This is a genomic window from Frateuria sp. GZRe12, from assembly GCF_051900535.1.
In the GTDB taxonomy this organism is placed as follows: domain Bacteria; phylum Pseudomonadota; class Gammaproteobacteria; order Xanthomonadales; family Rhodanobacteraceae; genus Frateuria_A.
The window spans coordinates 32264-54194 of the sequence record NZ_JBHZGI010000001.1; the positions used below are offsets into that span (position 1 = coordinate 32264).

16 protein-coding genes and 1 tRNA gene are annotated in these 21931 nt (G+C 65.7%); 8 read left to right on the forward strand and 9 right to left on the reverse strand.

The window, feature by feature from the left end:
* Nucleotides 1–36 precede the first annotated feature (36 nt).
* Together serS and ACFWZ4_RS00165 are read left to right on the forward strand one after the other, a co-directional pair.
* Complete coding sequence (serS, locus tag ACFWZ4_RS00160; protein WP_439702752.1) at nucleotides 37–1317, forward strand: serine--tRNA ligase; 1281 nt, start codon at nucleotides 37–39, stop codon at nucleotides 1315–1317.
* A 28-nt stretch (nucleotides 1318–1345) separates the two neighbouring features.
* A tRNA-Ser gene (locus ACFWZ4_RS00165) sits at nucleotides 1346–1435 on the forward strand.
* Nucleotides 1436–1525: 90 nt separating this feature from the next.
* On the opposite strand, the gene ACFWZ4_RS00170 is transcribed toward ACFWZ4_RS00165, so the two are convergent.
* The 5 genes from ACFWZ4_RS00170 to ACFWZ4_RS00190 all read right to left on the reverse strand — a co-directional run bounded on the left by ACFWZ4_RS00170 (nucleotide 1526) and on the right by ACFWZ4_RS00190 (nucleotide 10827).
* Entirely contained in the window at nucleotides 1526–2326 is an 801-nt protein-coding gene (locus tag ACFWZ4_RS00170; protein ID WP_439702753.1) for a Crp/Fnr family transcriptional regulator, read from the reverse strand.
* A gap of 408 nt (nucleotides 2327–2734) precedes the next feature.
* A complete protein-coding gene (locus ACFWZ4_RS00175; protein WP_439702754.1) occupies nucleotides 2735–5155 on the reverse strand; it encodes a PAS domain-containing protein in 2421 nt (806 codons plus the stop codon).
* A complete protein-coding gene (locus tag ACFWZ4_RS00180; protein WP_439702755.1) occupies nucleotides 5152–5613 on the reverse strand; it encodes a response regulator in 462 nt (153 codons plus the stop codon). Before ACFWZ4_RS00180 ends, ACFWZ4_RS00175 begins: the two co-directional genes overlap by 4 nt.
* A complete protein-coding gene (locus tag ACFWZ4_RS00185) occupies nucleotides 5610–7850 on the reverse strand; it encodes an ATP-binding protein (protein WP_439702756.1) in 2241 nt (746 codons plus the stop codon). Before ACFWZ4_RS00185 ends, ACFWZ4_RS00180 begins: the two co-directional genes overlap by 4 nt.
* 784 nt (nucleotides 7851–8634) lie before the next feature.
* Nucleotides 8635–10827 (reverse strand): histidine kinase dimerization/phosphoacceptor domain -containing protein, encoded by a 2193-nt coding sequence (locus ACFWZ4_RS00190; RefSeq protein ID WP_439702757.1) that lies wholly within the window; start codon nucleotides 10825–10827, stop codon nucleotides 8635–8637.
* Between the two features lie 233 nt (nucleotides 10828–11060).
* Here ACFWZ4_RS00190 and ACFWZ4_RS00195 point away from each other — a divergent pair, with 233 nt between their 5' ends.
* Both ACFWZ4_RS00195 and ACFWZ4_RS00200 read left to right on the forward strand, forming a co-directional pair.
* Entirely contained in the window at nucleotides 11061–11906 is an 846-nt protein-coding gene (locus ACFWZ4_RS00195) for a Crp/Fnr family transcriptional regulator (protein WP_439702758.1), read from the forward strand.
* Nucleotides 11907–12391: 485 nt separating this feature from the next.
* Nucleotides 12392–12604: a hypothetical protein gene (locus ACFWZ4_RS00200; RefSeq protein WP_439702759.1), complete on the forward strand. Its 213-nt coding sequence runs from the start codon at nucleotides 12392–12394 to the stop codon at nucleotides 12602–12604.
* Here ACFWZ4_RS00200 and ACFWZ4_RS00205 read toward each other — a convergent pair.
* From ACFWZ4_RS00205 to ACFWZ4_RS00215, 3 genes are all read right to left on the reverse strand, one after another.
* Nucleotides 12582–13778 (reverse strand): cation:proton antiporter, encoded by a 1197-nt coding sequence (locus tag ACFWZ4_RS00205; protein ID WP_439702760.1) that lies wholly within the window; start codon nucleotides 13776–13778, stop codon nucleotides 12582–12584. The genes ACFWZ4_RS00200 and ACFWZ4_RS00205 overlap by 23 nt on opposite strands.
* A gap of 89 nt (nucleotides 13779–13867) precedes the next feature.
* Nucleotides 13868–15250 (reverse strand): sodium:proton antiporter NhaD, encoded by a 1383-nt coding sequence (gene nhaD / locus ACFWZ4_RS00210; protein WP_439702761.1) that lies wholly within the window; start codon nucleotides 15248–15250, stop codon nucleotides 13868–13870.
* Nucleotides 15251–15310: 60 nt separating this feature from the next.
* A complete protein-coding gene (locus tag ACFWZ4_RS00215) occupies nucleotides 15311–16756 on the reverse strand; it encodes an MFS transporter (RefSeq protein WP_439702762.1) in 1446 nt (481 codons plus the stop codon).
* Nucleotides 16757–16936: 180 nt separating this feature from the next.
* Between ACFWZ4_RS00215 and rnk the strand changes: the two genes are divergently transcribed.
* On the forward strand, nucleotides 16937–17344 hold the full coding sequence (rnk, locus tag ACFWZ4_RS00220) for a nucleoside diphosphate kinase regulator (RefSeq protein ID WP_231320290.1): 408 nt from the start codon (nucleotides 16937–16939) through the stop codon (nucleotides 17342–17344).
* Nucleotides 17345–17362: 18 nt separating this feature from the next.
* On the opposite strand, the gene ACFWZ4_RS00225 is transcribed toward rnk, so the two are convergent.
* Nucleotides 17363–17980 carry a phosphatase PAP2 family protein gene (locus tag ACFWZ4_RS00225; RefSeq protein WP_439702763.1) on the reverse strand — a complete coding sequence of 206 codons (618 nt, stop codon included), beginning with the start codon at nucleotides 17978–17980 and terminating at the stop codon, nucleotides 17363–17365.
* A gap of 115 nt (nucleotides 17981–18095) precedes the next feature.
* On the opposite strand from ACFWZ4_RS00225, the gene ligA reads away from it, so the two are divergent.
* From ligA to epmA, 3 genes are read left to right on the forward strand one after another with little or no spacing between them, the layout of a single operon-like run.
* Nucleotides 18096–20477 carry an NAD-dependent DNA ligase LigA gene (gene ligA / locus ACFWZ4_RS00230; protein ID WP_439702764.1) on the forward strand — a complete coding sequence of 794 codons (2382 nt, stop codon included), beginning with the start codon at nucleotides 18096–18098 and terminating at the stop codon, nucleotides 20475–20477.
* Nucleotides 20478–20488: 11 nt separating this feature from the next.
* Nucleotides 20489–20866 (forward strand): VOC family protein, encoded by a 378-nt coding sequence (locus tag ACFWZ4_RS00235; RefSeq protein WP_439702765.1) that lies wholly within the window; start codon nucleotides 20489–20491, stop codon nucleotides 20864–20866.
* Nucleotides 20863–21822, forward strand: a complete 960-nt coding sequence (epmA, locus tag ACFWZ4_RS00240; protein ID WP_439702766.1) for an EF-P lysine aminoacylase EpmA — start codon at nucleotides 20863–20865, stop codon at nucleotides 21820–21822. Before ACFWZ4_RS00235 ends, epmA begins: the two co-directional genes overlap by 4 nt.
* The last annotated feature ends 109 nt before the right edge of the window (nucleotides 21823–21931 follow it).

Sequence of the window (21931 nt, forward strand, 5' to 3'; positions counted from 1 at the left end):
TAATCGGCGGTTCAAGCACTTCGACGGAACGCTCCCATGCTGGACCCCGCCCTCCTGCGCTCGCGCCTGGCCGACACGGCCGCGCGCCTCAAGCAAACCCGTGGTTTCGATCTGGACGTTGCCGCCGTCGAAGCGCTGGAGGCCGAGCGCAAGCGCCTGTCCACCGAGACGCAGGAGCTGCAGAACCTGCGCAACACCCGCTCCAAGGCAATCGGGCAGGCCAAGGCCAAGGGCGAGGACGTCGCGCCGCTGATGGCCGAGGTCGCCGGTATCGGCGACAGGCTCAAGGCCAACGAGCAGGCGCTGGGCGAGGTGCAGTGCAAGCTTGCCGGCATTGCGCTGGGCATCCCCAACATCCCGCACGAGTCGGTGCCGGTCGGCAAGGACGAGCGCGACAACGTCGAGATCAGCCGCTGGGGCCAGCCGCGAACTTTCGACTTCCCGGTCAGCGACCACGTCGAACTGGGCGAGCGCCACGGCTGGCTCGACGGCGACGCCGGAGCCAAGCTCTCCGGCGCCCGCTTCACCGTGCTGCGCGGCCAGCTGGCCCACCTGCACCGCGCGCTGGGTCAGTTCATGCTCGACCTCCACACCGGCGAGCACGGCTACCTCGAGTGCAACGTGCCGGTGATCGTCAACGCCGACAGCATGCAGGGCACCGGCCAGTTGCCCAAGTTCGAGGAAGACCTGTTCGCCACCGAAGTCGGCGAGACCCGGCGCTATCTGATTCCCACCGCCGAAGTGCCGCTGACCAACCTGGTGCGCGACACCATCCAGGATGTCGAAGCGCTGCCGCTGCGCATGACCGCGCACACGCCGTGCTTCCGCGCCGAGGCTGGCAGCTATGGCCGCGACACCCGCGGCATGATCCGCCAGCATCAATTCGAGAAGGTCGAGATGGTGCAGATCGCCCGTCCCGACCAGTCGCACGAGCAGCTGGAAGAAATGGTCGGACACGCCGAAGCCGTGCTGCAGAAGCTCGGCCTGCCGTACCGCAAGATGCTCCTGTGCAGCGGGGACATGGGTTTCACTGCTGCCAAAACCTATGACCTGGAAGTGTGGCTGCCCAGCCAGAACACCTACAGGGAAATCTCCAGCTGCTCCAACTGCGAGGATTTCCAGGCCCGCCGCTTGCAGGCGCGCGTGCGCAATCCGGAAACGGGCAAGCCCGAGCTCGTCCATACCTTGAACGGCTCCGGCCTCGCTATCGGCCGGACCCTGATCGCGGTCATGGAGAACTACCAGAACGCGGACGGTTCGATTACCGTACCCGACGCACTCAAGCCCTACCTGCGGGGCCTCGATCGCCTCGCCTGACGCGCACCGCGCGCAGACCAAGTCAAACGGAGAGATGGCCGAGCGGTTTAAGGCACCGGTCTTGAAAACCGGCGAAGGGTCAAACCTTCCGTGGGTTCGAATCCCACTCTCTCCGCCAATTCCGCTACAGGCGCCGTTACCGCCAGTTTCCGACCCACGCGGCTGGGTTCCGGCCACCGCTGCGATCATGCCGGCCTGCTGGCAACGGTCAGGTAATTCGACCCGACACCTCGGTACCCCACCGGGGCAGGCCAGCCTGGGTACGGCTGCCATCCTCGGACGGGTAGACACCTTTGAGGACATCGTCGAAGTGACGGCGAACGGTTTCATTGCATCGACACGACAGCCGCCGGAGTTCGGACAGGTCATGGACTTTCACGGCCCCGCGTCGCGTCTCGAGAACGCCCCGCGCCTTCATGTTCTGCACGACGCGGCTGATGTAGCTCCGCCCGACGCCGAGCATCGATGCCAGTTGCTCCTGGGTCATCGGTACGTCGCCATCGCCGGTGCGGTCGAGTGCCGCGATCAACCATTTGGCCGCCCGCTGCTCGATGGTGTGCGCGGCGTTGCAGGCCACCGACTGGAATACCTGCGCCACCATGCAGTCGGCATACCGGGCGAACTGCAGGCGAAGCGTCGGCGAACTGATCTTCGCCAGCTCCAGTTGGCGAGTTCCCATGCGATAGAACAACCCAGGGAACTGGACCAGCGCATGTGCATAGGCCGGTAGCCGCCCCTGGCTGACGATGCCGCCCACGGCACCCTCCCGGCCCACCAGGGCCGTTTCCACCCCACGGCCGTCGTCAAGCATGACCCGGTAGGAAACGAGGCTCGGGCCGCAAGGGAAGTAAACCGTGCCGACGTGGTCGCCGGGTGCGTACAGCGCCGCCCCGGACTCGCCCAGCCAAGGCGAAAGATGGGTCGCCAGGAGCGCGATGTCATCCGGACACAACGAGCCAAGAAGGCTGTTTGCCGACCAGTTGGGTGCTGAAGTGCCGGGTAACGCCACCGTGTTCCGTATCCGCTCTCGAAGCTGTGCGACCTCCCGTAGAAACACGGTCCATGCAGCATGCTCGCGCCGCTATCGTCATGGATGATGCCTTGCAGGCATCGGCAGGTATTGATCCGCAAGAGCTTGCCTGCAAGGCAACGTCCTGCCTATCCACTTGTGGACACAAGGGACGGATTTCGTATGGCCGCCACGGAAACGCACTGTCGGCTGCCATCGAGGGGAAACAGCGTTTGATCCGCGTATCGAGCTGATCGTTTCGGAGCGCCGCCCATGGTCGGCTGCAACGCGCGCAAGCGTGCGGGCGCCACGCCGCGCCGACAAGCGAAGCGGCCATCCGGCAGGCCTCCCGCTTGGGCAGGCACCGGTTTCGGCCGCATGGCGGCTGCGAGCCCCCTGGAGGAACGCCTACTGCAAGGGCTCCCCACGTCCCTCGAGAACGTCGCGGACCTTGCTTGCGAGCCCGGCGGAGGTGAAGGGTTTGGGAATGATCGTGATGCCGGCCTCCAATCGTCCGCCGCTGGCTATTGCATCCCGGGTATAGCCGGAGGTGAAGAGGATCTGCAGCCCGGGATGGGTTTCTCGAGCGCGATCCGCCAATTCCCGACCGGACATGCCCGGCATCACCACATCGGTGAACAGCAATTGCACCGAGCCCTCCTGGCGTTCCAGCAAGCGCAGAGCCGAAGCACCGTCGTGTGCTTCAAGTACCCGGTATCCAAGACCGCGCAGGCATTCGACCGTGTAGGCGCGCACGTCGTCGTCGTCTTCGGCGACCAGCACGGTTTCCTCGCGGAGGCTTTCTTGCGGCTCGGTGCCGCAAGGAGATTCACACTCGTACTCGGCTTCTCGATCGAGCCGCGGGAGGTAGAGCTTTACGCTGGTTCCCCGCCCAGGCTCCGATTCGATCTGCACGTGGCCACCGGACTGCTTGATGAAACCGTAGACCATCGATAGTCCGAGTCCCGTGCCTCGACCGACCTCCTTGGTGGTGAAGAAGGGTTCGAACACGCGTGCGCGCGTTTCCTCGGACATCCCGCAGCCGGTATCGGTGACGCAGACGACAGCATGGCGCCCGGGCGTGGTCTCGCCGTTGTTCCCCACGTAGGACGCGTCGAGGTATGCGTTGGAAGTCTCGATGATCATGCGGCCACCGGACGGCATGGCGTCGCGGGCGTTGACGACCAGGTTGAGGATGGCTGCCTCCAACTGGTTCGGATCGGCTTCGACCCGCCACAACCCGGGACCGGTTGAAACCTCGAGTTCGATGGTTTCCCCAAGCGAGCGGCGCAGCAATTCGCACATGCCGAGGACCAGTTTGTTGAGGTCCAATGGTCGCGGCTGCAGAGGCTGGCGACGGGAAAAGGCAAGCAGTCGCTGGGTGAGCGCAGCGGCCCGCTCGGCACCCCGTTGGGCGTTTTCCAGGGCGGCGGCGACGCGTGGCTCCAACTGGCCGGCGCGTTCGGCCCTGGATTTTGCCATGTCGATGTTGCCCCCAATGACCGTCAGCAGATTATTGAAGTCGTGGGCGATCCCGCCGGTGAGCTGTCCTACCGCCTCCATCTTTTGCGACTGGCGCAATGCCTCCTCGGCCTGGCGACGGGCAGTCGTCTCTACCGCCTCGGGAACGATGGCGATGAGTTTTTCGTTCTGGTCGCGCAACGGGCGCATGGAGTAATCGAACGAGCGTTCCCCTGTCGGGAGCACGAGCGTCAGCTCCTGTCGCACGGTCTCGCCCGCCGCGGCGCGCTCCACCATGGCGCGGGCAACCTCGGGTGCGCCCGGAGTGCCCGAAAACCAGGGGGTTTCCCAGAATGCGCGACCGACGATTTCCTCGCGGGTGCAAAGAATGCTTTCGAGAGAGGTCGAGTTTGCGTCCAGCAGCAGGCCTTCCGGTGAAACCAGGCCATGATGCTGCAGGCTGGTCTCGAACATCGCACGCAGCCTCGCCTCGCTTTGCAGCAACGCCCAGGTACGCTCGCGCACCTGGCTTTCGAGCGTCTCGTTCAGCTCACGAAGTGCCGCCTCGGCCGCCTTCCGCTTGCTGATGTCCGTGCCCAGGGCGTAATACCCGGTGATCGTGCCGTCGGGCTCGCACTCGGGTACGTAGTCGATCTGCATCTGCCGCACGGCAGCGTTCCTGTACGAAACCGACGTTTCGAAACTCTGGCGTTCGCCGGCCAGCACGCGCTCGATGGCCGGCCGCACACGTTGGTAAGTGGCTTCGCCGACGACATGGTTCACGTGTTGGCCGACGATCTCCCGCGGCGTCAGCGCGAACCACTCTTCGTAAGCCCTGTTTGCGAAGCGGTAATGCTGATCCGTATCCACGTAGGCAATCAACACGGGCAAGGCATCGGCAATCTGCCTAAGCCGGTTCCGGCTCTGGTGCAACTCGACCTCGGTTGCGCGCAGCGCTTGGCGCTCGCGCGTTTCGGTGATCGCGCGGCGCACCGCCTCCGGCAGTCGATGCAGCCTCTGCTTCACCACGTAATCGGTGGCGCCCCGCTTCAAAGCCTGCACGGCCAACTCTTCGGTAAGGGTGCCGGAGACAAAAATGAAGGGAGTTTCCGGCGTCCGTTCCTGGGCTAAGGCAAGTGCGCTGTCGCCATCGAATTGTGGCAGCACGTGGTCGGCGAGGATCACATCGGGACGATCATCGAGCGCCTGCAGGAACTGCTCGCGGTTCCAAACCCTGTGCAGGGTATAACGCAGGCCGGCTGCGCCAAGCTGGCTGGTGACCAGTTCGGCATCCAGTGCGCTGTCTTCCAGCAGCAGGATGCGGATGCAGGACGCAGGATCCAGAGTTTCGGCTTGCGCTGTCGTCATTCAGCCGGGTTCCTTTTCGCGCGGTGCGGTGGTGGTTCGTTGGTGATGCCCCAGAACATGCCAAGTCCCTGGATCGCTTCGAAGAACTCGCGAAAGTCGACCGGCTTGACGACGAAGGCATTGACACCAAGTTCGTAGCTTCGGATCAGATCCTGCTCTTCCCGCGAGGAGGTCAGCATGACGATCGGAGTGCTGCGCAGATGCGCATCGCGCCGGATCTCCTCCAGTACCTCCAGGCCGTTCATCTTGGGCATCTTGATGTCCATCAGCATCACGACCGGGCCGGGATCCTCCCGCCCCGCGTAGCTGCCCTCGCTGCGAAGGAAGTCCAGTGCCTCGGCGCCGTCGCGCACGAGGATCACGTCGTTGCAAAGCTTGCAACGCTCGAGCGCCGCGAGGGTAAGCTCCGCGTCCTTCGGGTTGTCCTCCACGAGCAATATGGGCCTCAATGCCTTCATGGCTGTGCACCCGGTGCCGTCGGAAGCGTGAAATAGACGCTTGCACCCTTCCCGACATCGCCCTCGGCCCATGTGCGCCCTCCGTGTCGCTCGATGATTCGCCGCACGTTCGCCAATCCGATGCCCGTGCCTTCGAACTCTTCGACATGATGCAGTCGCTGGAACACGCCGAAAAGCTTGTGCACGTAACGCATGTCGAAGCCGCATCCGTTGTCCCTCACGCAAAACACGTGCTCCTCCCCATTCTTTTCGCTACTGACCTGGATGACAGCCCTGTCGGCCTCGCGGGTGAACTTGATCGCGTTTGAAAGGAGGTTCTGAAACACCAGGCGAAGCATCATGGGGTCGGCCTCGACTGTCGGCAGCGGGGCAATCTTCCATTCGATGTCTCGCCCGGTGGTGTCCACCTCGAGCAGCCGGCGGACTTCGTCCAGAAGGTGGTGCATGTTCACCTTGATCTTGCCGAGCGTGGTTCGGCCCATTTGCGAGAAGCTCAGCAGGTTGTCCACCAGGACGCCCGCCGAATTGGCGGATTCGATGATCGTTGCCACGAACCGCTTTTCCTGGTCCCCGAGATTCTCGCCAGCGGACTGCAACAGCAGTTCGGAATAACCCACGATGTGCCTGAACGGTGCCCGCAGATCGTGGCTCACCGAATAGGAGAAGGCCTCGAGTTCCTTGTTGCTGCGGACCAGCTGCTCGTTGAGGTCCGCCATTTCCTCGGCCTTGCGGAGCACGATGTCCACGATCGCCGTGCGCAGCTCCAGCGCAGCTTCCACATCTGCCTGCGACCACGGGAGGGACCGCAGACGCACGGTCTCCTTCCAGGCTTCGAAAGACGTGCGCGGGTTCAGCTGCGAGTGATCGGCCTGTTTGCGTGGGTCGCCGCCCCATTTGACCGTGTGGACGATTTCGGGACGGAACCACAGCACATAGCTTGCATGCATCTGCGAGATCGAAACGGCAAGCAGGCCACTGGCCACATCCTTGTAGCCCATGGTGGCCGGCAACTCGCTGGCGAGGCTGTCACTCGAAAACAACTCTTCTTGCCTGGCCGAATCCAGCCAGTTCACCAGCTCCATCACCTCGTGCTCGCCCGGCGTGCGCCCGAGCAGGATGCAGCGGCCGAGGTGGACGATCGCCGCGCCCTCCGACTGGGTGACCGACAGCAATTGCCCTGGTTCCCTGGATAGCCCCTTCTGGAAATCGTCCTCCGAGGCCATAAGCGCCAGCAGCCGCGCCTGAATGGCACGCCTGGCCACACGCTGCTCCACGTCGGCCGCGTGCTCCTTGGCCGCGATCTGCAGCGCAAGGACCTGGCCCAGGAGATCGCAGGCAGTTCGAACGTTGTATGGCACTCGACACGGAGCCCGGTTGTGGCAGGAAACCAGACCCCACAGCCGCCCTTCGCGCAGGAGGGAAATGGACATGGACGTCCCGGTGCCCATGTTGCGCATGTACTGCAGGTGCACCGGAGAGACGCTGCGAAGAAGGGCCTGGCCGAGGTCGATGGGTTGACCGGTCGATGGATTGATTGCCGGCTCGATCGGTACCGGCGTGTAGTCGCAGTTTGCGATCAGGCGCAACCGACTCGTGCGATACAGTTCGCGCGCCTGGGCAGGAATGTCCGACGCCGGGAAACGCAGGTCGAGGTAGGAAGGCAGCTGCTCGTTGCGCGCCTCGGCAATGACCGTTCCGTTCCATGCGGCATCGAAGCGGTAGATCAGCACGCGGTCGAGGCCAGTGATCCGGTGCAACTGCCGGGCTGCCAGATCGCACAGCGCGACCGTGTCGGGCGCGCGCTCCAGGTCGGCCATGAACTCCCGGATGAGAGGGTAGAGGTCTTCGAGCGATCCCAGTTCAGTGGGTCGGGCTTCCTCCAATTCAAGCAGGATCATGCCCTGGGCACGATGGGCCGTCGCGTGGTGCGCAACGCCATCCAGCGAAACGACGCCAAGATGGATCGTCCCGCGGTCGGGTGTGGCCAGGACAGATGGCGCCAGATCGGAAAGCGCCCCACCCAGGACGCGCTCGAGCGTGAGCCCGAGCGCCGTACCGTAATCCTTCGACGGCGGCGTGCGTGGAATGGCGCTCTGAACGATCGCCCCGCTTTCCGGTTCGATCACGAGCAACAGGCCGTTGGGTTGGATGAAGCCGGGGGTGTGGATCTGTTCGCGCGCGCAGGCGTCGAGATCGAGCAGGGCTGGTGTATTGGGGGCAGCGTTCATTTCGTACATTTGTCGTATGCATGTTTGAGGCTGCGCTCCATGCAGGCGAAGGCTTGGTGCGCGCCTTCCGCCATGCATGCGAGAGCGTCTTGTCCTCGTCCATAGATCTCGATGCCCGAGCACACCGCTCGCCATCGCATTGCACTGTCCGGCAGGGGCTGGAAGAACCGACGGCCTTCCGTGGTCTCGCCAAAGAGCGAATCCAGCGCGCGGTGAATGACGCGGGCCCCCAGGACGGAACCCTCCACGACCCAGACCCAACCTACGGTCTGCGGCCTGGTGCTGGCCCGCGCCACTGTGAGGTGCACAGGGGACGAACCGCCCAGCGCGCCTAGATCTCCGGCGAGCAGAGCCAGAGGGGAACTAGCGGGAGCGCGGACTCCCAGGCCCTCCAGCTCTTGGTAGCCAAGCTCAAGATTTAGCGAAGCGCACGTATAAAAATCGTGATAGGCCCCCAACAACCTGACGACATCTTCCGTTTCCGCCCCGCCAGCCAGGACCGGGGAGAAGATTGGCAAGCTTTCCAGGCGGGTGTGTATTGCCGCCGTCGAGTCCCGAAGGTATCCGCGAACGGAATGTTGGCCGCACGCCGTTTCGGGTGGGGCGGTTTGCATCGGGACGTACATTGGCATCCTTGAGCGTGTTGGCTGGGTCGGGGAAAGACTGCAGGCGCATGTCTTGGTTCGGCGTCGGCATTCGCGGTGGATGCCTCGATGGAGCCTGCCGCGTCTAATGTTACCGGCGGTCCTTCCGGTGCAACGGTTTGGTCGAGCCGAGATGCGGGCAGATCCTGCTACGCCGGCGTGGTATGGCGTTGCGCGCATTTTGTCAGCGGCACCGTGATCGTCACGGTCGTGCCGCTAGCGCCGGTCAGGGTTTCCGCCTGACCGCCAAGCTGGGCGGTGAAGATGCGGATCAGCTTCGAACCAAGCCCTCCGCCCTGGACCTTGCCTTGCATGCCGAGCCCGTAATCCCGGACCACGAGCCGCAGCCCGTCGCTTGCGCGATCTGCCCGTACTTCGACTGGACCGGGTGAACCGGCGTAGGCGTACTTGGCCGCGTTGGTCAGCAGTTCGGTGACCAGCAACGCAAGGGTGACGGCAGTCTGGCTTGGAATGGCCGCATCCGTGGCTTCGACCGCCACGCGGCCAGACCAGCCATCGCCCCACGAGAACATGAGATCGGCGCAGAGCTCCTTGAGATACGGTCCCAGGCGAACATTTTGCGCGTCGCTGGATCGCCACAGGTGCCGATGCACGGCGCTCACCGCCATCAACCGGTTGACGGCGCCCTCGAACTGCCCGCGCACTTCGCGATCGGTGGTCTGGCGCGCCTGCAACTGCAGCATGGAGTTCACGATCTGCAGGCTGTTCTGCACCCGGTGATGCACTTCCTGCATCAGCACGTTCTTCTGGGCGACCAATGATTGTTGTTCGGCCAACGTGTCGCGCAGTCGGTGGTTCAGTTCCCGAAGCGCCTGTTGCTGGAACAGTGCGGTCAAGGATCGTCCCAACTGGCGCGCGGCGTTGACTTCGGCCCGCGACCAGCTGCGCGCCGTCTGGCGAACGGTCTCTTTCCACGTGGCGAAGGAGGCCGGTGGCGTCGGCCCTACCGGCGAATGCCCGTTGCCGCGGAACTCGTGCGGGTTACCGGCCCACCGGACATGGGTGCTTTCCTCGCTGCGAAACCACAACACCACGAGAGGATCGGGCGCGTCGATCGACGTTGCCAGCACGCCGCTCGCTTCCGTCGCATACGACGCCGCTGCCGCCAACTCACCGGACAGATGGTGGGTGGCGAACACGTCGCGGCGCAGCCGATCCTTTAGCCAATGGGCGAGTGCCGCGGTTTCCGTTTGGTCGGGCGTATGTCCGCGCAGCTCGATCCGTCCTGGCGACACCAGCGCGACCCCGTCGCACGGAACCATCCCGGCCAGCCGGGCCGGATCGAGCTCCAGCGGACGGTCGCCTTCGAGCGCCACGCGCAGATCCTCGAGCCAGACGGTCCTGAGATGTCGCAGGCCGGCGCTCTGACGGTGGTGACGGGTTTCTTCGCGCGCCTCGATCTGGCAGGAGAACGCCCGTCCCAAGTGCCGACACGCCTCGCGCACCTCGTAGGAGATATGCCTGGGGGCGCCGTGATGGCAAGCGACCAGGCCCCAGAGTTCGTTTTTCACCACGATCGAAATGGACATCGACGATGCCGCGCCCATGTCCCTCAAAGACTGCAGGTGCACGGGTGAAGCGCTGCGCAAGTTGCAATCGCTCATGTCGAGCGCTTCTGCTTCCCGGAACCCCCGCGTGCGCAGGGGGGCAGGAACGTAGTTCGCATCGGGGATGATTCTGAATCGGTTCCTGAGATAGAGCCGGCGGGCCTGGCCCGAAATGTCGGAACCCTGGAAGCGATGGTTGATCAGCGGGGGCAGGGCGCCGGAACGAGACTCGCCGACCACCTCGCCGACCTCGTCGTCCAGGAACCGGTAGACCAGGACGCGATCGTAGCCCGACAGTCGGCGCATCTCGGCCGCCATGGTGCCGAACAACTCATCCGGTTTCCGCGGAAGATCGAGCGAGGCAATGGCGCGCGCCAGTTGCGCCATGCTATCGGCGGCCTCGGCGGGTGGCGCCGCAGCTGGCTCGAATTCGATGATGGCGCCCTCCTGGTTGGAGTGCGCCGTGATATCCCACGCACCGTTTCCCGGAGGCTCGGGATGCCACCTTGCCACGTAGCCCTGCAGCGGCGAATCGAATCTTTCCATCATCTGCGCGAGCCCGTAGCCCTTGCTGTCGATCAGCGCGTCGATCGACTGCCCAAGCAAGGCTTCGGGGGCCATGCCGACAGCCCGCGATGTATCGCCGGCAAGCCGGGTAACCACGCCCAGGCCGTCGAGCCAGAGCAGGGCGCCGTGTGGCTGTATCGCGGCGGGAACATGGATGGGTTCCCGATCGAACAGGATGTGGTGGTGCTCTTCGGGGGAATAACCCATGGACTGGCCGGTAAGGCCGCTTGGCGTTTGCGGCGTGGGTTGCGGGCGTACGCTTCGCCGGGTGCTTCGACGATGGGCGTGGCGCGAGAGTGCTTCCCGACTGTAGGTGAGTTGCGCGTGGAAGTATGTCCAATTGTGGACATAGAACTGACGAGGTACTCACGCGAAAGTTACGTGCCGCGCCTTGAGATAATGTCATAAGACCGTGGGCAAACGGCCCTCTCGTCGTGTGCATGGCCACGGCCATCAGGGGGTTTATGGCTAGCCAATACGAGCGTGTGCAGACACCCGGCGAGACGAGCGAGATCGCACCGCCGAACAACCTGCTGCGTGCGCTGCACCAGGACGATCTTGTCTTGCTCCAGCCTCACCTCGAGTCCCAGCGGGTGGAGGTGGGTCGCGTGCTTTTCGAGCCCGGCGATCAGGTGCGGTACGTCTACTTCCCTTGTGGTCCGACGCTGATCTCCTTCATGGTGTTGCTGGAGGACGGTCGCGGCATCGAAACCGCGCTGGTGGGGCGGGAGGGGGCGGTGGGTGGCATCGTCAGCCAGGGTAGGCTGCCCGCCTATTCGCGCACCGTGGTGCAATTTCCCGGCCCTTTGCTCAGGATGGGGGCGCTGGAGCTCGAACAGGCCAAGATGCAGTCGCCGAGCCTGCGTCATCTGTTCGCCCGCTACGCGGACTGCCTTATGGCCCAGGTGTTCCAGTCCGTGGCCTGCAACGCGGCTCACTCCATCGAGCAGCGGACGGCAAAATGGCTGATCGCGGCGCTTGATCGCACGGGCGACCACGACGTGCCCCTCACGCAGGAGCAGCTCGCTTCCATGCTCGGTGTCGGGCGCAGCTACATCAGCCGCGTGATCAAGCAGCTGAAGGACCGAGGCATCCTGGAAACCCGCCGCGGTGGCGTGCGCGTCACCGAGGCCGGCGGGCTGGACCGCATCGCCTGCGGCTGCAACCGGGCGGTTCGATCGCACTTCGACGACGTGCTGCGTGGGGTGTATCCGGGGGAGGAAGAAAGCGACGCGATCAAGGCAAGTGCCGGTGACCTGCAGCCTGGGTCGCGCATGCCTGGTTGATGGCATCGGACCTTTCCGCTGGATGACGCACGCTGCGACGGAAAGCGGGGGCGTCCCGCGGTTCGTTTGCAGGCCCGCGGTCGTCGGCCTATCTCCTCTGTCATCGCCGGGCAAGAAATCTCCGGCAAGCTGCCGTCGCCTTTCAGCTCGGGTCGGCGCATGCGAATCGAAGAACTTTTCGACTGGGTGGGTGCGTTGGCAACCCTCGTGTTCGTTGCGCTGGTTCTTGGTTGGCTCGCTTGTGCGGCATCGGCCACGCTGGCGTGACTTGCGAATCTCCGAACGATCCGGCGGCTGCCTGCGCCCACAGCATGATCAGATTTCCCCTACGGCGGCCAATAGGGTGGACCCTCATACTTCGCGCCAATCGGAGCCGGTGCACGCCGACAGGCGTCAGGGGTTGCCGACAAGCCTCGCCCGCAGCGGCGACCGCTTCCTGTCACAAATACGGCGTAGCATGGGCCTCCCGCGGGCCGCTCGGTGTCATGACCATGGCCATTGACGAGAAGATCCAGGAAAGGTTGGCGCAGGCGCATCGCCTTTTGGCTCTCGAGATCGAGCATCGCGACCGGGTGCGGGCAGCACGCCTGGACGACTCGGATGCGGAGAAGGCCGTCCGGCTGCGACAGGCCTGCATCGAGCGCATCCAGCAGGTGCTTGCACGGCACCATCCGATCATTCGGCTCCGGACGGGTTGACCGCCACCGGATAACGTTCCAACAGCCAAGCCAGCACCGGCGGCGTGACCATCGCGGTGAGCAGTGACATGGCCACGATCACCGCGTAGATGCGGTCGCTGAACACGCCGGCCGCGAGACCCAGGCTGGCCACCACCACACCCACCTCGCCGCGCGGCACCATGCCGAAGCCGATGATGGTCGCGGCGCGTCGGCCCAGCGCCAGCGAGCCGAGCCATCCGCCAACAAGCTTGGAAACGATCGCGATCACGGTGACGATCGCCAGCATTCCCATGGCCTCGGCATTGGCCAGCTGGGCCAGGTCGATCTTGCTGCCGGTGATGACGAAGAAGAACGGCGTGAGCAGGGCCAGCAGCGGCTGGGTCTGTTTTTCCAGCGTGTGCTGCTGGCGCGTTTCCGAGGCAATCATGCCAGCCAGGAAAGCGCCGATGATCGCGGCGAGGCCCAACAGGGTGGAGAGCCACGCCAGGCCCAGGCAAATCGCCAGCACGATTGCCAGCGGCGAGTGCGCGCTGTGCGGTTTCTCAAGCCATCCGGAGTTCCAGCGCATCACGCGTGCGCCGCCGAGCCCGACCAGCACGATGAAGCCGACCGCGCTGCCCAGCACGACCAGCAGCTTGACCGGCTCGAAGCCCGGGCCGCCCTGCAGCGACACCACCACGCCGAGCAGCAGCATGGCCAGGATGTCATCGATCACCGCGGCGCCCAGGATCACCTTGCTTTCCACCCGCTGCAGCGCACCCAGCTCCTGCAGCACGCGCGCGGTAATACCCGCGGAGGTGGCGACGAAGGCGGCGGCGATGAACATCGACTTGCCCCAGGGGAAGCCGCTGCCGTGCGCCCAGATCCCGCCCATGGCGAAGGGAATCAGCACTCCCAGCAATCCGACCAGGAAGGCGACCTTGCCGACCTTCTTCAAGTCGTCCAGCCGCGTTTCCAGGCCCACGGAAAACAACAACAGCACGACACCGATTTCGGCCAGCACGTCCAGCGGCGTGCCGGGCAGGACCTGGTCCGGACTGATCCAGCCGAGCAGGGAAGGCCCGATCACGCAGCCCGCCGCGATCTCCCCGACGACGCCGGGAAGCCTGAGTCGCTGGGCGATCTCGGCGCCGATCTGGGCGGCGACGAAGACCAGGAACAAGGTGAGCAGGATGTCGCTGGCGTGGTGCATGACGTTCCTTTGGTGACAATTGCATGCGCCTGTGCGCACGCGACGACCGGCGCATGACGGCCGCGCACGGGATGCGCCGCTACAGGGCTTTACGCGCCGTTGAGCGCAAGGTGAAGGGCGATGCTCGCCCCGTAGCCGAGCGCGATCGCCCAGCTCCAGCGCAGGTGGCTCATGAAGGTGTAGCGGCCGCTGGAAGCTCCCATCAATGCCACGCCGGCGGCGGAGCCGACGGAGAGCAGGCTGCCGCCGACGCCGGCGGTAAGGGTGATCAGCAACCACTGCGACGCGTCCATCGGCGGGTTCATCTGCAGCACCGCGTACATGATCGGGATGTTGTCGATCACCGCCGAGAGTACGCCCATGGCGGTGTTGGCCAAGGTTGCACCGAGCGCGCCGTAGAGCGTGTGCGAAGCCAGTTCCAGGTAGCCCAGCGCGGCCAGCCCGCCGACGCAGCCGAACACGCCGTAGAAAAACAGCAGCGTGTCCCATTCGGCGTTGGCGATGATGCGGAAGATCGAGTACGGCTCCTCTTCCACGCCTTGCGCCAGCGCATATCGGCGCTGGCTGCGATCGATGCGCGAAGCGAGCAGGTTGAGCAGCGCCAGCCCCGTGAGCATGCCGTAGGCGGCCGGCATGCCCAGCCACTGCTTGCCAAGCACCGTGATCGCGATAGTCAGCGCGAAGGTCAGGCAGATGCCGATGCCACCGGGTTTGACGCGCACGCTCCCGGGTACGGGCTCGGGCAGCCCTTTGGGTACTGCGAAATGCAACGCGACGGCGGGCACCAGCCAGTTGACCAGCGCAGGCAGGAACAGGCGGAAGAAATCGAAGAATTCGGCCTTGTGCGCCTGCCACACCATCAACGTGGTGATGTCGCCGAAGGCGCTCCACGCGCCACCGGCGTTCGCCGCGACCACCAGGTTGATCAGCGAGAGCGTGGCGAAGCGCGCCTGCCCGCCGCCCACCGCCAACACGACCGCCGACATCACCAGCGCGGTGGTGAGGTTGTCCAGCACGGGCGACAGGAAGAAGGCGATGGTGCCGGTGATCCAGAACAGCGCGCGGTAACCCAGCCGCCGTCGCGTCAACTGCGCGCGCAGGGCTTCGAACACGTTGCGCTCGCCCATCGCGGTGACGTAAGTCATCGCCACTACCAGGAAAAAGAAGATTTCCGCGTACTCCAGGAACACCGCCTGGAAAGCATCGCGTGCGGCAGCCGAGCCGCCGCCGGCATCGCGCGTTTCCCAGGCGATGAGGCCCCAGATCAGCGCCGCGGCCAGCATCACCGGCTTGGACTTGGCGATCTGGATGCGTTCCTCCAGCACCACTGCCACGTAGGCGAGCACGAATAGCGCAAGCGCCAGCCAGCCGACCGGATGGTCGGTCAGATGGAAATTCGCGCCGGTGTCGGCGGCGACGGCCGAGACCGGGAAAACCCCGGCCAGGATGGCGAGGAGCAAGGTCGAACGCATGGGTCGCTTTCCTGGGGAACGCCGGACAAGCCTATCAGGCGAGTGCTCGGCGGCCGTGCCTCAGGCGGAAAGTTCCCTGCGTGCCGGACGATCGACCCGCAGGCGGCTGAACACCCGGCTGGCCGAGGCTGTGACCACCGCCAGGATCAGCACCGTCCAGCGGAACGCGGCGACGTAATCCGAGTGCGCATGGCCTTGCAATAGCGACTCCATCAGCAGCGTGGCCAGCGCAATGCCGAAGCTCATCGACAGGTACTGTGCGGTGGATGCCATCGACGAGGCCATCGAGGCGTGCTCGATGTCGAGGTCGTGGTAGATCAGCGTGTTCATCGCCGTGTACTGAAGGCCGCCGAAGCTGCCGTAGAGGAACACCATCACCGCGATCAACCACCCCGGCGTGTCCCGACCGAAGGTGGCGAACGAGGCCAGCAGCACCGCCACGATCAGCGTGTTGCCGATCAGCAGGCGGCGATAGCCCAGCCTCGCCAGTGCGCGATTGACGATCCACTTGGCGCTGATCGAACCCAGGGCCTGCGGCACCATCATCAGGCCCGCCATCAGCGCAGACCAGCCGCAGCCGACCTGCAGGAACAACACCAGCAGCAGGAACATGCCGGAGATGCCCAGGCGGGTGAACAGGTTGCCGGCCAGCGCCACCCACACGCTACGTACCTTCAGCAGCGACAGGTCGGCTACCGGGAACGCCGTGCGCCGGCTGTGCCAGACGTAGATCACGCCGATCAGCAGCGCCAGCGCCGTGCATTCGACGATGCGCGCCCAGGCCACGTGTGCGGCGCCGACGAGCTCCGAGGCCGTCAGCAGCAGTGCCGATGCGGCCGCGAACAGCAGAAACCCAAGCAGGTCGAAGCGGTTGGCGTGGTGCATCCGGTACTCGGGCATGTCCTGCTTGTTCATCCACAACCCGCAGATGCCCACCGGCACGTTGATCAGGAAGATCAGCCGCCAGGACGTGAACTCCACCAGCGCGCCGCCCAGCAGCGGCCCCAGCACCGAACCGAGCAGGCCGAAGGTGGCCACCGTGCTCATCACCGCCACGAACTCGTGCTTGGCGATGCTGCGCACCAGCACATAGCGGCCCACCGGCATCAACGCCGCGCCGCCGACGCCCTGCATGACGCGCGCGGCGACCAGTTGAGGCAACGTCTGCGCAACCCCGCAAAACAGCGAGCCCACGCCGAACACCGCAATGGCGGCGCCAAAGACCTTGCGCGTGCCGAAGCGGTCGCACAGCCACGGGCTGGCCGGGATCAGGATCGCCAGGGTCAGCACGTAGCTGGTAAGCGCGCTTCGCATGCCCAGCGGTGTGACGCCCAGGGCATTGGCCATGGCGGGCACGGCGGTATTGACGATGGTCGAGTCCAGCGCCTGCATGAAGAAGGCGGCCGCGACCAGCCAGATCAGGCCGCGAAACCGTTCGCGCGAGGATTCCCCGACCGGCTCGCCCGCGTGCAGGAGAGGGGCGGGCGTGACGGCATCGTTCGGCATGGGGGCGCATGATACGGGCCCGCCTGCCTTTGGTGCGTGCATGATCGCCAGTCCGTGACGGGCTTGCCTTTTCGTGCTGGCGTCACCAGATTTCACCCAGGCCTGCGCTTTTTCGCGCATCGCCGTCCGTCTGTTTTAAGCGCGCCGGCATGACCGCCGGCTTTTTCCGTGGAGAACCCCATGAGCCGGCCCGCCATCGTCCTGTCCCGCCTGGATGTCGAACGCATCGAGAACCTGCTCGATCGCCTGCCAGCCGGGGAGGCGCAGAAGCACGCGTCGCTGCGGTCGGAACTGGAACGGGCGGAAGTGCGTGAGCCGGCGCAGATGCCGGCCGATGTGGTCACCATGAACTCCACGGTGACCTTCAGCGAGGAGGGCACCGGCGAGCGCATCACCATGTCGCTGGTGTATCCCGGCGCCGCGGGCAAGCCCGGCACGGTGTCGATCCTCGCTCCGGTGGGCAGTGCCTTGCTGGGACTGGCGCGCGGCCAGGAGATCGACTGGCCGATGCCGGGCGGGCGGCCCCGGCACTTGCGCGTCATGGAAGTGGACTACCAGCCCGAGGCCTCCGGCCACCTGCATCGCTGAGCGTAGGCCGATCCGGTGTCATGGTTTGAAATGGTGCACGTAGCCCACGCTGAAACCGCCGGGTAGCCAGCCCACGACCAGCGGCGAGTCGCGCCGGGTGGCCCACAGGCCAACCCCGGTGCCGACAAGTGCGCCGACCAGCACGTCGCTCTGCCAATGCGCGTGCACTTTCATGCGTGCGACGGCGTCATAGGCCGGCAGCAGGGCCAGTGCCCAGACCGCAGGATGTTCGTCGCCGTAGTTGGCGATGAAGGGCGTGACCGCGGCGGAGAGCGCGGCCACTTCGCCACTGGGGAAGCTCTGGCCGTGGGTGAAAAAGCGGTTCGGATCGTCGGTCTGCGAAGGACGCTCGCGACGGAAGGTGTACTTCATTGCCTGCGTACCGACGCCGGTGATGACCATGGCATCGACCGAGCGCCAGAACGTATCGCCGAGCTTGTCGTTGTCGCCGAAGGCGATGGCGCCGGCGCCGATCGTGACGATGCTGCCGTACAACAACACTTTCTGGTTGCTGCGCTTCCAGATGCCGCTGTTGTCGTAGTGCAGGCGGTGGTCGATGCCGAGCGGGCCGCCGCTTGCGAAGGCGGCGCCGGAGGCGAGAAAAAGCAGGCAGGCAAACCATCGGAACGGGCGCATGACCTATCTCCCGCGGCGATTCGGGGTCGCCGGCACCGGCACGCTAACGCCGCGCCCTTTAAGTTCCCTTAGCGACCGCCTGCCGCCCGCACGGGCCTGTCGCTACACTCGCGCCATGCATCCGAACACTCCCCACTGGCGGGCCCGCGCCGCTGAACTGCGCGAGCGCATCGAACAGGCCAACTACTGCTACCACGTCCTCGACGAGCCGGAGATCACCGACGCCGAGTACGACGCGCTGATGCGCGAACTGGAAGCGCTCGAAGTCGCGCACCCCGAGCTGGCCACGCCCGATTCGCCCACCCGACGCGTCGGCGCCCGCGCGCACGGCGGCTTCGCCGAGGTGCGCCACGCGTTGCCGATGCTGTCGCTGGGCAACGCCTTCGAGCAGGAGGGCGACACCGAGCGCGAGCGTTTCCGCGAGATCGCCGAATTCGAGCGGCGCGTCGAGCAGACGCTCGACCGGCGCCAGCCGGTGTTCTCGGTCGAGCCGAAGCTGGATGGCCTGGCGATCAGCCTGCGTTACGAACAGGGCACGTTCGTGCAGGGCGCCACGCGTGGCGACGGCGAGACCGGCGAGGATGTCACTGCCAACCTGCGCACGGTGCGGGCAATTCCGCTCAGGTTGCGCGGCACCGGCTGGCCCGGCGTGCTGGAGGTGCGTGGCGAGGTGATCATGCTGCGGAAGGATTTCGAGGCGTTCAACGATTACTCCCGCACGCGCGGCGAGAGACCACTGGCGAACCCGCGCAACGGCGCGGCCGGCTCGCTGCGCCAGCTCGATCCCGCGATCACCGCCAAGCGCAGGCTGAGCTTCTTCGCCTATGCGGTCGGCGTGGTCGAAGGTGGGGAGCTGCCCGCGACCCACTCGCAGACGCTCGCACGCTTGCGCGACTGGGGTTTCCCGGTCTCGCCCGAGGCGGACGTGGCGCGCGGCTTCGACGGGCTGATCGCCTACTACAGGCGCATCGGCGCCAAGCGCGACACACTGCCTTACGACATCGACGGCGTGGTCTACAAGCTGGACGACTACGAGGGCCAGCGCGAGATGGGCTTTGTCTCGCGCGCGCCGCGCTGGGCCATCGCGCACAAGTTTCCGGCGCAGGAACAGAGCACCCAGGTCGAGGCGATCGAGATCCAGATCGGGCGTACCGGCGCAGCCACGCCGGTCGCGCGGCTCACGCCCGTGCAGGTGGCGGGCGTCACGGTGACCAACGCCACGCTCCACAACGCCGACCAGATCGCGCGGCTGGACGTGCGCGTGGGCGACACGGTGATCGTGCGCCGCGCCGGCGACGTGATCCCCGAGGTCGTGCGCGTGCAGACCGAACATCGCCCTGCCGGCACGCAACCGTGGACGATGCCCGCGCAATGCCCGGTATGCGGCTCGGCGCTGATGCGCGAAGAGGGCGAGGCGGCCTGGCGCTGCAGCGGCGGCCTGGTCTGCCCGGCACAACGCAAGGAAGCGCTGATCCACTTCGCGTCGCGCCGCGCGATGGACATTGAGGGTCTGGGCAACCGCTTCGTCGATGCCCTGGTCGAACTGGACATGGTGCGCACGCCGGCCGATCTCTACGACCTGACGGTCGAACGCTTCGTGACCATGAAGCAGGCGATCGACGAGCGTGATGGCACCACGCCGGAGACGGTCAAGGCCGGCAAGATCGCCACCAAGTGGGCGGAAAACCTGGTCGAGGGCATCGACGCGAGCCGCCGCACCACGCTGCCGCGGTTTCTGTTCGCGCTGGGCATCATGCACATCGGCGAGAGCACCGCGCGCACTCTGGCCACCTGGCTCGGCAGCCTGGACATGGTGCGCAGCATGCCGGCCGCCGTGCTGCGCGTACTGCCGGACATCGGCGAGGAAGTGGCGTCTTCCATTGCCGGGTTCTTCGCGCAGGAGGGCAATCAGCGCGTGGTCGATGCACTGCTGGCCGCGGGCATCACCTTCGCTGACGAGGCGTCGCCATCACCGCGCCTGCGCGAGAAACTGGGCCTGGCCGCGCTGCTCGACCAAGCGAAGGTGTCCAAACTCGGGCCCAAGAGCACGCAACTGCTGGTGGAGCACTTCCCGACGCTCGAGCGCCTTCTCGCGGCGGGTGAGGCGCAATGGATCACCCATGGTCTGCCGCAGGCCGCCGCCACCAACCTTGCGGCCTTCCTGGCCGACGAAGCCAGCGTTGCGCCGTTGCGCGAAGCCGCAGCGGCCATCCAGCGCCTGCTTGCCACCGTCCCCTTGGCCGACGTCAGTGCCGCACCGCTGGAAGGGCAGACCGTCGTCCTTACCGGCACGCTGCCGACCTTGAGTCGCGACGAAGCCAAGCAACGGCTGGAGGCGCTCGGTGCCAAGGTTGCGGGGTCGGTGTCGAAGAAGACCTCGTTCGTGGTGGCGGGCGAGGCGGCCGGTTCCAAGCTCGACAAGGCGCACGAGCTCGGCGTGCCGGTGTGGGACGAGTCGCAGCTTCTGGCGTTGCTGGCGGAGCATGAGGCGTCATGAAGGGCGCAGTCATGCGCGTTGCGCGAGCATGCCGCGATATCGAAGCGATCGCCGCCCAATACGTCGGCGGACTCGGTTTCGACTTGCTTTCCGCGTTTGGGGATCACGAAGGCTTCGACGGCATCATCCTCGGACACCCGGGTGGGCCCTACCACCTGGAGTTCATCCGCGATCGCCGGGCGACGCCTCCGCCATCGCCGCACGAGGAACATCTGCTGGTCTTCTATCTGGAGGACGTGGCGGACTGGCAGCGCCGCTGCGACGCGATGCTTGCGGCAGATTTCACCGTCGTGCAGAACACCAACCCGTTCTGGGAGCGCCATGGGCGCACGTTCATGGATATGGAAGGCGGCCGCGTGGTGCTGCATCGCGGTGCCTGGCCCCGATGAACGTGCATTCCCAGCAGACGGCGTTGCACCTGCGTGCCGGGCTCTACCGGCTGCTGCGAACCTTCTTCTTCGAACGCGACGTGCTCGAGGTCGAAACGCCCATCCTTTCCGCCGCCGGCAATACCGAGCCCAACATCGAAAGCTTCACCACGGTATTCCACGGGCATGTCGACGCCGGCGCGCGCGAGCGGTGGCTGCGCACGTCGCCCGAATATCCATTGAAACGCCTGCTTGCCGCCGGCGTAGGCGACTGCTACGAGTTGGGCCGGGTGTTCCGCAACGGCGAGGCAGGCGGCCGGCACAATCCCGAGTTCACCATGCTGGAGTGGTACCGCGTCGGTTGGGACCATCGGCGACTGGCGGGAGAAGTCATCGAACTGGTGCAGGCCGCGCTCGCCCTCGTTGGCCGACGCGCCGACGTGCGGGAGTGCAGCTATCGCGAACTGTTCCTCGATGCGCTGGGCCTGGACCCGCTCACCGCGCCGCTCGAAGCGCTGCAACAGGCGCTGGCCCAGTCCAGCATCGATCCGGAAGGGCTCAACCGCGACGACTGGCTGGACCTGCTCATCACCCATCGCCTGCAACCGGATTTTCCGCGCGATCGCATGACGGTCATCCACGACTATCCGGCCAACCAGTGCGCGCTGGCCAGGATCCGTCGCGACGATCCGCCGGTGGCCGAGCGTTTCGAGCTGTACCTCGGCCCCTACGAGCTGGCCAACGGTTACCACGAACTCAACGATGCCGCCGAGCAGCGAGCGCGCTTCGAACGTGACAACTCGTTGCGCCACGCCCGCAACCAGCGCGAGGTGCCGGTCGACGAGCGCCTGCTGGCCGTTCTCGATGCGATGCCCGACTGCGCCGGCGTTGCGCTGGGCGTCGAGCGATTGCTGATGTGCCTGGCCGGCACCGACGCCATCGCCGACGTGCTGGCGTTTCCGTTCGCCGGGGCGTGATGCCGCCCCTACGGGCATGGATTCGGGCTGACTTATACTGCGTAGTGGGGGCATGGAACTGGACCGTTCCTCGGGCGTGCCGCAGGCCGGCCGGCGTGGACGTCCGGGT